We start from the raw sequence: 12,668 nt of genomic DNA on the forward strand, positions 1-12,668 counted from the left end.
CATTATTTGGTGTCCTGCTCTTCTTCTTGCAGACGGTCCTGATATTTGCGGTACAGCCCCCGCAACTGATCATAGGTCAGATTGAGCAGCTTGGCCGCCTCTTTCTGGTTGCCTGAAGCCATCTTCAGTGCTTGACGCAGATACTTGAGGTCCAATTCCAGGCGGGCCGTCTCAAACTGACGCAAATCAAGTTCTGCTTCCTGCAAGGGAGGATCGGTGATTTCCTGACTCTTTTGCTTGAAAGGATTGTCGAAGGGGTTGAACTCCAGGTATTCGATCAAGGAAGCATCACTGCGATAAACGGCCCGCTCAACGACATTCTTCAACTCACGAACATTTCCAGGCCAAGGATAGCCAAGCATCTGGGAGATGACGGAGTCAGTGAAGGAAGGCATCTCCTTGCGCCCGCACTCAAGAGCCATCTTGGAGGCGAAATACGTGGCCAGGAGAATGATATCCTCGCCCCGTTCTCGAAGCGGGGGAAGAAACAGAACCTCGAAGGAGAGCCGGTCCAGCAAATCCTCCTTGAACTTCCCTTCCTTGCACAAGGACGGCAGATCGGAATTGGTCGCCCCGATGATCCGCACGTTTGTTTCATGGGTCACCGAAGAGCCCACCCGCTCATAGGTGCCGTACTCGACCACCCGAAGGATTTTTTCCTGGACTTCCAAGGGGATCAGGCCGATCTCGTCCAAAAAGAGCGTCCCTCCTTCGGCTTCCTCGAATCTTCCCTTGCGGGTTTTCTGTGCTCCGGTGAAGGCACCTTGCTCATAGCCGAAGAGTTCGGTTTCGATAAGGGATGGAGGAAGGGCTGCGCAGTTGACCGTCACCAAGTTCTGCTGCCAACGCTGAGAGAGGAAGTGAAGACGCCTGGCGGCAATCTCCTTGCCGCTGCCCCGCTCCCCTACAAGCAGCACCGAGCGATTGACGGTTGCAGCCCGGCTGAGTTTGCTTTGGAAGTCCAAAAAGACTTCACTCTCACCCAAGGGTTGTTGGTTGTATCCGGCTTGCACGGCTTCCATATACTTCACCTCACTTGGTAAATTTAGCCATCCTTGGCAGGTTTCACCAGCGTCAGGGTAGCACAGCTTGGACAGTGCGAAAAGAGGAGGGGCCGCAATCCTCGATAAAATGGCGATTTAGATACTTTTTATCAATCTTTTAATAGTTGGCACGATTCGTGCATCTAGATTTTCACGAACACAGGTGGTACTACTACCTAAGGAGAGAAGTATGGGAGTGTTTTCAAGATTCTTAGATATAGTCAACGCAAATATCAACTCACTGCTCGACAAGGCGGAAGATCCGGAAAAAATGATCAAGTTGATGATGCAGGAGATGGAAGATACCCTGATCGAGCTGAAGAGTTCCTGCGCTGCAAAAATGGCCAGCAGAGCCAAAACCGAACGCACCTACAAGGAGGCGCTCAGTGCCGTCGACCGCTGGCAGAGCAGAGCGGAGCTTGCCATCAGCAAAGGGCGGGAAGATCTGGCCAGGGAAGCTCTCTTGGAGCGAAAGCAGGCCAAGGCATCCCTTGATCAGTTGCAGGCTGAACTTGCCGCGTATGATGACTTGATCAGGACCGCAAAGAGCGAAATCAATCAAATCGAGGACAAGCTCACCACAGTCAAGCAGAAGTATCAGATGATGGTTGAACGGGCAAAGCGTGCACGTGAGGAGCAGGCGGCACAAGATGCTCTCAAGCGCGCCGGCGACAGCAGCACCTTCGGTCGATTCAGTGATATGGAAGAGAAGATCGACCGGATGCAGGCAAACAATGAGATGGGTCGGTCCGCCAATTCTTCTCTCGACGATAAGTTCAGAGACCTGGAAGAGATGGACGACATTGATGCCGAAATCGCTGAACTGCGCAAGCGTGCCGGCTTGTAAAGTAGAGGAAGAACATGGAACCTGTTTTGATTCTGTCTGTCATCTTCACGTTCATCATCATCATTTCCACCATCGACCATCGGTACAATCTCAGAAGGAAGAAGATTGATGCAGCCCTCAGGATGCGGGAGATGGAAATGGGGCTTCCTCCTGGGACCTACAGTTCGACCAAGGTCAAGAGCGGGAAGAAGCGGAATACGGTGGATTCTTCCTTTACTGAATGGAAGCAGACATCGAACCGGGCTGAGCTGAAGAAGGGCATCGATGATTTGCAGCAGAGGCTGGCAAATCTGGAAACTATACTGAACAACCGGAAGGCAAAGCCTGAAGGTATGCAAGATAAGGAATGGAAGGAATGATTGCCATGGCTACCAAAAAATTGTACAGATCCCCTCGGGGAAAGATTTTCGGGGTTTGCACCGGCCTTGCTGAATGGAGGGACCTGCCCGCCGATCCGGTTCGCTTGATTGTTTTCCTGGTGGTCATTGCCACCGGAGTCTTCCCTGGAGCCTTGATCTACTTGGCTGCAGCACTCTTGATTCCGATGAATCCTGAGTCCTCATACTCCAGCAGCACAATCTACAGTGAAGACGAACCCAAGCAGAGCGAAGCGGAACTAAAGGCTGAGTATGAGAGACTGAAGCGCAAGGTTGAGAAAATGGAAAGCGAGATGTTCAACAAGGAACGAGATTGGGACGAACGATTCCATCAGGGAAACTGATATGCTCAAAGATACCAAGGCCAACAAGGTGTTCCTGATCATCCTGGTCGTCCTGTTGGCCCTCGGCTTCACCGCAAGCAGAGGGTGGAACGTCCGAAACAGGGACAGCCGCATCAATGAGTCCATTGATTTCGCGACCACCGATTCTCTGAAGGTTTCCACGATTTCAAACGATATTGTCATTGAGGTGGACAACGCCGCAAAAGGCGCTTCTGTCTCAATCGGAAGAAATGAGTCGGACAGCCTGTCGGTCTCGAAAACCGGCAGGAGCCTGAACGTGGACGTCAAACCCAAGAAAGCATGGTTTTCCCGTTTCTTCTCCTATTCCCCTTCGGCGCTGGTCATCACCCTGCCTGCCTCCCGCCTGGACACCCTGGAGCTGTCCAGCACCTCGGCTGATATCAGGCTTCTTCACCCCATCCAGGGCAAGAGCCTGCAAGCAAGGAACACCAGCGGAGAACTTGACTTCTTGACGCTCACCGCCGAACAGGACATCAAGCTGAGCAGCATCAGCGGCACCATCAAGGGAAGTGAAGTTGTCAGCGGGCAATCAGTTGAGCTTGCAAGCACCAGCGGCGGCATCGAAGTCCAGCATGTCGAGGCACAAGATGCACAGCTGAAGTCCATCAGCGGCAGTGTCGAGGCAGAGGTGAAGATCCTGGACGGCGGGTCGTTGAACGCAGGGTCTACCAGTGGATCTGTACAAATCGATTTGTATCAGAGTTCCGACTTGAAAATCCAAGCTTCCACCACCAGCGGCCAGATACTCTTCAATGACAAGGATATGGGCAAGAGTGCTGCACTGGAGACCGGAAATGCCAGGAACAAGGTTGTCCTTTCCACCGTAAGCGGAGGGATCGAACTCTGGTACTGAACAACAATCATGCCGATCGGCTGTCTCGAAAGAGACAGCTTTTTTATTTGACTAGCAGCTTTCCCATCGGTAGCATACCTATATACCAGAGGAGGCACCGTGCAGCGTAGTGAAAAGCTTTTGTATCTTCTGACAATCCTTCTGATAACTGCACTCTTCATAACCGGAATGGCGCTGGAAGGTCCCTTGGAGGTTGTGAAGCAGGTAGTGTCCCTGCAGAAAGAGAGTGCGCGCCTGATCAACGACTTCACCCTCTATGGAATCGGGACGGCCATGTTCAATGCAGCAAGTGTTGGATCACTGGGCTTGGTACTGGTCTACTTTGCCACAGTCAGTCTTTCAGGCCCCACACTCTCTGCAATCCTGACCATGATGGGCTTCGCCTTCTTCGGCAACACGCTGCTCAACTGCATTCCCCTCATCCTGGGTGTATGGTTTGCCAGCAAGCTTGCCCGAAAAACCTTTGGATCCTACAGCCTCATCGCCTTGTTCGGCACCGCCCTCGGGCCCTTGGTTACCTATGTCATGTTCGCCCTCGACCTTCCCTACCATCTCTCCATCCCTCTTGGATTGCTCAGCGGCATGCTCGCAGGGTTCATGCTCCCTGCAGTTGCCGGTTCGATGCTGCAGCTCCATCAGGGCTACAACCTGTACAACATCGGCTTCAGCTGCGGATTCATCGGCCTGTTTGCAGCAAACCTGCTGTTTGCATTGAATAGGATGCAAGCCATCACGGTGACATGGAATACAGCCTTTTCCCTTCCTTTGGTCCTGATTGTTCCCCTTTTCAGTCTTCTCTTGATGGCAACCGCCCTCATCGTTGACAAGCCCAAGCGAAGCTTCGAAGGTTTTCTTGCAATCCAAAAACTGACCGGACGTCTTCCCTACGACTTCTTCGATACCGGCTATTTCGGGGGGACACTGCTGAATATCGGCCTGCTTGGATTGCTCTACTGGGCCTACGTGCTCGCAGTAGGCGGACCGATCAACGGACCGGTGATCGGAGGACTCTTTACCATCATGGCCTTCGGCGGCTTCGGCAAGACCTTGAGGAACACCGTCCCGGTAGTGGCGGGTGTCATTCTCTCAACCCTGGTATTCGCAAAATCCCCCACCGCCCCAAGCCCCTTGCTTGCCGCCCTCTTCTCCACCACACTCGCACCCATTGCCGGACAGTTCGGAGTCATCGCCGGCCTGCTTGCAGGCTTCATCCATCTTGTCATGGTGGAAGTGACCGCCTCCTGGCATGCCGGACTCGATCTCTACAACAACGGATTTGCCGGAGGACTTACCGCCAGCTTGTTCATCGCAATCCTGCAGTGGTACAAAACCAATCGCCCGAAGGAGGATTTCACCACATGAAACGAAAAGAGTTTCTCGGACGACTGATAGGGGAAGTGACGAACTTCCTGCTCGAAGGCAATCCGCTCAGACTTGTTGTCTCCCTGCACCAGGAAGACGATGGTGCGCATATCAGCTTCTTTGACGATCAGATGAGGTCGGAAGAAGAGATCAAGCGGATTTACAACTCCCTCAATCCCCAGAAGAGCAGACCCGAGCTGGCTGAATACTACGGACTTATGGCCGGCCATGACATGGCCTGGGACGCAAGGCTGAAACTCATCGGTTGGCAGATCAAGCACGCCAGCGTCGAAAACTCAGACAGCGGACTGAGAATCGACTTGTGGCTGGGCAGTGATGCTTTCAATTCGGAGCACTTCACCTTGGATAAAAAAGAAAAGAGGAAGTAGTGCAACAAATTATAGAATATTTGTTGCATATAAACCAATATATTTCCGATTTGTTGTATATTCATGCAGAATCTGTTGCATAAATCCAAGATTTTAGCTATCATCCCTACAATGTAAGCGGATGGAGCAACAATGAATACATGCTTTCTACTTCTCGAAGACGGAACCTTATACCAAGGAAGAGGATTTGGAGCGCCGGCTCCGTTGCTTGACGAATCCTTGGTAGCGGCAGAAGTCGTTTTCAACACCAGCATGACCGGATACCAGGAGATTCTCACCGATCCCTCCTACCATGGACAGATGGTGGTCATGACCTATCCACACATAGGAAACTATGGGTGTGAACCGGATTTCGATGAAGGGCTCTCCAGTCCAAGCCCCATCTGTTGTACTGCACTTATCATTCACCAAGCATATGAAGGCCCTCTTCCTTTGAAGAGGGTCTCTTTAGATGCCTACCTTGCTGGACAGAAAACAGTCGGGGTAACCGACATCGATACCCGCTCCCTCACCATACACCTGAGAAAGCAGGGTTCACAGAACGCTGCAGTATTCAGAACTACGGACGGAAAGCTTACCGACCAGCAATATCGTCAGGTTCTAGCAAGGCTTGGAGCCTATCCTCATGTCGGGGAGCTTGACCTCATTGAAGGCTTTGCAACAAGGCAGATGATCAAAGACCCGGTACTGCCCGACCTCCCCAAGAATCCCATACTCAGGTTTGCCGTAGTGGACTTCGGCATCAAACGTTCGATAATCGCAGAGCTCTACAAGCGCAATGTAGCGGTTACACTCTTCCCTCCTTCCGTTCAGGCCGAAGAGATCCTTGGAAGCGGTTGCGACGCACTGCTGCTCTCCAACGGTCCCGGAGATCCTGCATTGCTTGGCGATGCAGTAACGATGGCCAAAGAGGTTATGGACTCTCTGCCGGTCTTCGGCATCTGCCTGGGTCACCAGCTGATCACCTGGGCGCTGGGAGGGAGAACGATGAAAATGAAGTACGGCCACCATGGAGGGAACCACCCCGTCATCGACATCCGCACCAAAGCCTGCTTTGTCACCAGCCAGAACCACGGCTATGCAAGCGTGGAAGAGTCTCTTCCCTCTGATGTGGAAGTCTGGCTGCGCAACGCGAACGACAACTCCGTTGAAGGGCTCCATCACACAACCAAGCCCGTCTGCTGTGTACAGTTCCACCCTGAAGCCTCACCAGGCCCCCGGGATGCCTCATGGATCTTCGACTCTTTCATCCGGACTGCACAGGAGGCAGGAGCATGAGTGCCAGAACCGACATCAAGCGGATTCTCATCATCGGCAGCGGACCGATTGTCATCGGCCAAGCGTGCGAATTCGATTACAGCGGGACACAAGCCGTCAAGGCATTGAAGGAAGAGGGGTATGAGGTCATCCTGCTCAATCCCAATCCGGCCACCGTCATGACCACTCCCTCCTTGGCCGACAAGGTCTATATGGACCCTTTGAAGGTGGAGTACGTAGAACAAATTTTCCAACGCGAGCAACCCGATGCAATCCTGACCACCATGGGAGGCCAAAGCAGCTTGAATCTGGCTCTGGAGTTGGACAAGGCAGGCCTGCTTGAGCAGTACAACGTCGAGGTGATCGGCTCCTCCATTGCATCCATCAAGCTTGCCGAAGACCGCGGTGCCTTCAAGCAGGTGGTGCAGGACTTGGGCCTTGAGAGTGCAAAAAGCCATGTCGTGCACTCATTGTCTGAAGCAGAGTCGCTGCTTGAAGGCTTCCCGTATCCTCGAATCATCCGCCCCTCCTACACGCTGGGCGGCATGGGAGGATCAATTGCCGAAAACGAAGAGGAGTTCCCCGAACTTCTGCTCCATGCCCTTAAGACCAGCCCGACCGGTGAGGCCCTCATAGAAGAGTCCCTCATCGGTTGGAAGGAGTTCGAAATGGAGGTCATGCGGGACAAGAGCGACAATGCCATCATCGTCTGCTCGATCGAAAACATCGACCCCATGGGAGTCCATACCGGGGACAGCATCACCATCGCACCCATCCAGACGCTCGACGACAAGCTTTACCAGAAGATGCGTACTGCTTCCATAGCTATCCTTCGCGCCGTCGGAGTCGACTGCGGAGGCAGCAATGTCCAGTTCGCCGTCCATCCTCAAACAGACAGGATGGTGGTTATCGAAATGAACCCAAGGGTATCGCGCTCCTCCGCACTGGCCAGCAAGGCAACCGGCTTTCCCATCGCCCGCTGCTCGGCCAAACTGGCGGTAGGCTATACGCTGGACGAGGTGGTCAATGAAATCACCGGCCAGTCGGTTTCCTGCTTCGAGCCGGTGCTGGACTACTGCGCCGTCAAGGTTCCCCGTTTCGAACTGGAAAAATTCCCCCTCCCCTTCTCGGCACTGGGTACCCAGATGCGCAGTGTGGGTGAGGCCTTGGCCTTGGGAAGAACCGCCTTGGAGGCTTTGAACAAGGCCATCCGGGCCTCGGAACGCAAACTGGAAGGATTGTGTGACTTGGTTGCGGTCGGCCGCTACAGCGAGGAGGAGGTGGAAAGATTCTTGACAAGCGCCCATCCACTCAGACTCTTATCCGCCTATACCACGCTGGTCAGAAAAGGGCCTTCCAGCCTGCCTATGATCGAGGAAATCACCAAGTTCGACCGGTGGTTTTTGCACCTGCTGGTGCAGCAGTACGAGCTGGAACAGGAAATCCGCTCCAAGCTCGATTATCAGACCTTGCTGAAGGCCAAGAAAGCCGGTATCAGCGACCGCCACCTGGCTTTCCTCACCTCACAGAAGCCCCAAGACATAGAACGACTGCGCTTTTCCTACGACATGCACCCGGTCAATCACCATGTCGACACCTGTGCAGGGGAGTTTGACGCCCTCACACCCTATCTCTATACCACATACGACGAAGTGACTGAGGCACAACCGCTGGGAAAGGAGGCTGTCGTCATTCTTGCCAGCGGTCCCAACAGGATCGGCCAGGGCCTGGAGTTCGACACCTGCTGCACCCTCGCCTCCCTTGCCTATCGCAAGCTGGGCAGGAAAACCATCATGGTCAACAGCAACCCCGAAACTGTCTCGACCGACTTCAACATCTCCGACCGTCTCTATATGGAGAGCTTGGCAGCCGAAGAGGTCAAGGAGATTCTCCGCCTCGAAGGTGCGGCCAAGGTGGTCGTCCAATTGGGAGGACAGACTCCCCTGAATCTTGCCCGGGACCTGCTTCAAGGGGGGGCGTCTATTGTGGGCACAAGCCTCAAGGGGCTGCTCGATGCAGGAGACCGGGGCAAGTTCTCCGCCCTGGTTGCAGAACTTGGACTCAGGCAACCGAAGAACCGCAGTGCGAAACGGACCGAGGACATCCTTCCCTTGGCCAAGGAAGTCGGGTTTCCCGTCCTCATCCGGCCCTCCTTCGTCCTGGGGGGACGAGGCATGTACATCGTCTACGATGAAGAGGCCTTGCAAAAGCTCACACACCTTGAGGCCAGCGAAGAGGCTCCTGTTCTGGTTGACCAGTTTCTGGAGGATGCCTTCGAGTACGACCTCGATGCTGTCTGCGATGGGAAGAGTCTCTATATCGGAGGGATTTTACAGCACATCGAAGCTGCAGGAATCCACAGTGGTGACTCGGCTGCCGTTTTCCCTCCCTACAAATCCAGCCCGCAGATTTTGAAGCAGATGCAGCAGTGGGCGCATAAGCTCGCCCTTGCCTTGGATACCCGGGGGTTGATGAACATCCAGTTTGCAGCCAAGGACGGACTGCTCTACCTCATCGAGGTGAATCCGCGCGCCAGCAGGACCATCCCCTTCATCGCCAAGACTTCAGGCGTCGACCTCATCGAGGCGGCGGTACGGATCTGGGAGGGGGAGGACTTGGTCGCCCAAGGCCTGGTCAAGCAACAGGGGCTCGTGGCAATGGGAACCTGCAAGACCGGATGGGCGGTCAAGGAGGCTGTCTTCAGCTTCGACCGCTTCAGTAATGTCGACCCCGCACTCGGGCCTGAGATGCGGTCCACCGGCGAGTCGATCGGGTTGGGAAAAACCTTCGGGGAAGCCTTTGCAAAGAGCCAGATCAGTGCCGGGAACAAGCTGCCGGTTGCAGGAAAGGTCTTTGTCAGTGTCAACAAGAAGGATCGCACCACCATCCTGCCGGTAGTACAGAAGCTGGTGGCCCTGGGCTTTGGAATTGCAGCAACCAAGGGCACTGCCGCCTTCCTCTTCGAGCAGGGCATCCTGTGTGAGGTGATGCAGAAAGTCCATGAAGGCAGGCCGAATGTCACCGATTATCTGAAAAGCCGGCAGATCGCCTTAGTGATCAATACGCCGATGGGCTACCAGGCGCATGCCAGCGACGATGAGATACGCAGCATCGCCATGCGCCTGAAAATCCCTTATACCACAACCACCAGTGCTGCAACAGCCGCTGTACAGGCAATCGAATACCTGCAGAAAAAACAGGTTGTCGTTCGTTCTCTCTCCTCCTAGGAGCAATTGCCTTTTGGGTTCTCTTACGATAGTATGACAATACTTTACAAAGGAGACCCAAGAGGGACTGCGTATGTCTGAAGAAGTATTTTCCCAACGAACAACTACCTGCGGAGCACTGAACAAGGCCGACAACGGAAAAACCGTTGTTCTCAACGGCTGGGTGCATCGTGACCGAAATCATGGAGCACTGCATTTCATCAATCTCAGGGACCGGTACGGTATCACCCAGGTGGTGGTTGATGACGATGCATCACCCGCTCTCCAGGCCGTTGCAAGCGAGCTTCGTCTGGAATACTGCATCGCGGTGACCGGCAGCGTACGCCTGCGTCCCGAATCCATGGTTAATCCCGAGATGAGCACCGGGGAGATCGAGGTAAAGGCTCAGAGCATTGAGATTCTCAGCCGATGCGCCCCGCTTCCCTTCCAGATAGATGACGGCAAGGAGACTCGCGAGGACCTCAGGCTCAAGTATCGCTACCTCGATTTGCGCAGCCAAGGCATGCAGCAGCGTCTCAAACTGCGGCATGACTTCATCCTTGCTTGCAGAAAGTATCTTGCATCCCGCGATTTCTATGAGATCGAGACCCCGACGTTGATCAAGAGCACCCCCGAGGGCGCACGCGACTTCCTGGTTCCCAGCAGGATTTATCCAGGCAAATTTTATGCACTTCCGCAGAGTCCCCAGCTCTTCAAGCAGATTCTCATGGTCGGCGGCATGGACAAGTATTTCCAGATCGCCCGTTGTTACCGTGATGAGGATGCCCGCGGCGACCGCCAGCTTGAGTTCACTCAGCTGGACCTTGAGATGAGCTTCGTCAAGCGTGACGATGTGCTGTCCTTGATCGAGGACCTGTTCAACAGCGTCTTCAGGGAAGTCATGAACTATGAGCTGCCCGCCCGCTTCAGACGGCTCTCCTATAACGATGCATTGAATACCTACGGCTGTGACAAGCCCGACCTTCGCTTCGACCTGCCCCTTCGTGATGTGAACGACCTGGCCCAAAAGAGCAGCTTCGCCACCTTCAAGGACATTGTCGCAAACGGCGGGGATGTCAAGGCAATTTGCGCACCCAAAACCGAGGGTGTCGATTTCTCCCGCAAGTACATTACCGAACTTGAGGAAGCGGCCAAGATCTATGGAGCCCAAGGCCTTGCCTGGATCAAGGTGGGCGAGAACAAGAGCCTTTCAGGCGGCGTGAGCAAGTTCTTTGGCGGTCTGGAAGCAGAGTTGCTGGATAGGCTTGAAGCCGACGAAGGGGATATGATTCTCTTTGTCGCCCACCAGAACTGGAAAAAGTGCTGCGCCAGCCTCAGTGCCGTCCGCACCAAGCTGGGCAAGGACCTGAAGCTCATCAGAAAGGGCTTCGAGTTCTGCTGGATCATCGACTTCCCCCTCTTTGAGTACAATGAGCAGGCCGGCCACTGGGAGGCTGCACACCATATGTTCAGCATGCCCCAGGCTGAGTATCTCGATACCCTTGAGTCCGATCCGGGTAGTGTAAAGGGTGACTTGTACGACTTGGTCCTCAACGGGTATGAGGTAGCCTCCGGCTCGATTCGTATCCACGATGTCGAGCTTCAGAAACGCATCTTCCGCATCTGTAATTTTGACGACAAGACTGCCGAGGAGCGTTTCGGCTTTTTGCTCAATGCCTTCCGTTACGGGCCTCCCCCGCACGGCGGCATTGCTCCGGGAGTCGACCGCATGGTGATGATCATGAGCGAGCAGACTTCCATACACGAGGTCATCGCGTTCCCGAAGAATACGGCTGCAATCAGTCCGATGGACGATTCTCCATCCGAAGTCGACCAGCAGCAGCTTGACGACCTGCACCTGATCATCAACCATCCCAAACCGAAAGCTTGAGTTGGCGAGCCCCGGAGTAATCCGGGGTTCTTTCTTGACAAAGAGAGCAAACAGCCCTAGTGTGTAGAAGACATCTGCGGGACTACAAATCCTGCGGATGTTTTATTTCTTTACAAAGAGATGGTGTATGAAACAGAACCTGGCCCTGAGAGTATCAAGAATCAATATTTTCAATAACATCGTGCTTGCTGTCAGCAAGATCGGCATTGGTGTGGTCGCGCACTCTGCAGCCCTGCTCAACGACGGGGTCAACAACGCCGGGGATGTCATCAGCTCGGTCATCGCCTCGGTGGGTATCGCAGCGGCCGGCAAGGATTCCGATGCAGAACACCAGTACGGCCATGAACGGCTTGAGAGCGTTGCCGCCATCCTGCTGTCGGGCATCATCATGGTGGTGGGAATGGGATTGTTGGTCGACGGAATCTCATCCATCATCAAGGGATCCTATCTCAACAGGCCGATTCCGGGCGTGCTTGCCGTCATTGCGGCAATAATCTCCATTGTAGTGAAGGAGATCATGTTCCTCTATACCCGATGGGCGGCAAAGAAAACCAGGTCATCAGCCCTGCTCGCCTCCTCCTGGGACTCCCAGAGCGATGTCCTTGCCACTACCGGTGGCTTGATCGGCATCGTGTTCGCCCGAATGGGATACCCGATCGCCGATTCCATTGCAGCAATCATCATCGCCCTCTTCATTTTCCGTGTCGGGGTGCAGGTATTCCGCGATGGGACCGACCAGATGGTCGACCATGCATGCGAGGAGGAGACGGTCCAGCAGATTCGTTCGGTCATCCTCGACCAGGAAGGAGTCCGCGGCTTGGACCTTTTGCACACCAGGACCTTCGGATCTCGTTGCTATGTCGATGTGGAAATCTCCGCCGATGGACTGCAGAGCCTGGTGGATGCACATTCGATTGCCGAACGTGTCCATCACGCCATCGAAAAGAACTTTCCCCAGGTAAAGCACTGCATGGTGCATGTGAATCCCAGCAAGAAGAAGCAATAGTTTACGATATACCGGAAATTGTTGCTTAAAACTTTCATTTTATATAATATATCGTAATATTTACAAATTTTT

The 12,668-nt window shown here is 54.1% G+C and carries 11 protein-coding genes; 10 read left to right on the plus strand and 1 reads right to left on the minus strand.

Features of this window, described 5'->3' with window-relative positions; all coding sequences use genetic code 11:
• Nucleotides 1-2: 2 nt before the first annotated feature.
• Nucleotides 3-1,022: a sigma 54-interacting transcriptional regulator gene (locus B3K89_RS11005; RefSeq protein ID WP_293892911.1), complete on the minus strand. Its 1,020-nt coding sequence runs from the start codon at nucleotides 1,020-1,022 to the stop codon at nucleotides 3-5.
• Nucleotides 1,023-1,233: 211 nt separating this feature from the next.
• On the opposite strand from B3K89_RS11005, the gene B3K89_RS11010 reads away from it, so the two are divergent.
• From B3K89_RS11010 to B3K89_RS11055, 10 genes are all read left to right on the plus strand, one after another.
• Nucleotides 1,234-1,890 (plus strand): PspA/IM30 family protein, encoded by a 657-nt coding sequence (locus tag B3K89_RS11010; RefSeq protein ID WP_345907403.1) that lies wholly within the window; start codon nucleotides 1,234-1,236, stop codon nucleotides 1,888-1,890.
• A gap of 14 nt (nucleotides 1,891-1,904) precedes the next feature.
• On the plus strand, nucleotides 1,905-2,249 hold the full coding sequence (locus tag B3K89_RS11015) for a hypothetical protein (protein WP_293892918.1): 345 nt from the start codon (nucleotides 1,905-1,907) through the stop codon (nucleotides 2,247-2,249).
• A 5-nt stretch (nucleotides 2,250-2,254) separates the two neighbouring features.
• A complete protein-coding gene (locus tag B3K89_RS11020; RefSeq protein ID WP_293892921.1) occupies nucleotides 2,255-2,611 on the plus strand; it encodes a PspC domain-containing protein in 357 nt (118 codons plus the stop codon).
• Nucleotide 2,612: 1 nt separating this feature from the next.
• A complete protein-coding gene (locus B3K89_RS11025; RefSeq protein ID WP_293892924.1) occupies nucleotides 2,613-3,485 on the plus strand; it encodes a DUF4097 family beta strand repeat-containing protein in 873 nt (290 codons plus the stop codon).
• 99 nt (nucleotides 3,486-3,584) lie between these two features.
• Complete coding sequence (locus tag B3K89_RS11030) at nucleotides 3,585-4,847, plus strand: DUF1576 domain-containing protein (RefSeq protein ID WP_345907404.1); 1,263 nt, start codon at nucleotides 3,585-3,587, stop codon at nucleotides 4,845-4,847.
• Nucleotides 4,844-5,236, plus strand: a complete 393-nt coding sequence (locus tag B3K89_RS11035) for a hypothetical protein (RefSeq protein ID WP_293892930.1) — start codon at nucleotides 4,844-4,846, stop codon at nucleotides 5,234-5,236. The genes B3K89_RS11030 and B3K89_RS11035 overlap by 4 nt, the downstream gene beginning before the upstream one ends.
• 132 nt (nucleotides 5,237-5,368) lie before the next feature.
• On the plus strand, nucleotides 5,369-6,514 hold the full coding sequence (carA, locus tag B3K89_RS11040) for a glutamine-hydrolyzing carbamoyl-phosphate synthase small subunit (protein ID WP_293892933.1): 1,146 nt from the start codon (nucleotides 5,369-5,371) through the stop codon (nucleotides 6,512-6,514).
• Complete coding sequence (gene carB / locus B3K89_RS11045) at nucleotides 6,511-9,720, plus strand: carbamoyl-phosphate synthase large subunit (protein ID WP_293892936.1); 3,210 nt, start codon at nucleotides 6,511-6,513, stop codon at nucleotides 9,718-9,720. Before carA ends, carB begins: the two co-directional genes overlap by 4 nt.
• 73 nt (nucleotides 9,721-9,793) lie before the next feature.
• Complete coding sequence (gene aspS / locus B3K89_RS11050) at nucleotides 9,794-11,590, plus strand: aspartate--tRNA ligase (RefSeq protein ID WP_345907405.1); 1,797 nt, start codon at nucleotides 9,794-9,796, stop codon at nucleotides 11,588-11,590.
• A 127-nt stretch (nucleotides 11,591-11,717) separates the two neighbouring features.
• The gene (locus B3K89_RS11055) at nucleotides 11,718-12,596 is read left to right on the plus strand and encodes a cation diffusion facilitator family transporter (RefSeq protein WP_293892942.1); all 879 of its coding nucleotides are present in this window, start codon (nucleotides 11,718-11,720) and stop codon (nucleotides 12,594-12,596) included.
• Nucleotides 12,597-12,668 lie beyond the last annotated feature (72 nt).

It is taken from the genome of Sphaerochaeta sp. UBA5849 (genome assembly GCA_002432715.1).
Classification (GTDB): Bacteria; Spirochaetota; Spirochaetia; order Sphaerochaetales; family Sphaerochaetaceae; genus Sphaerochaeta.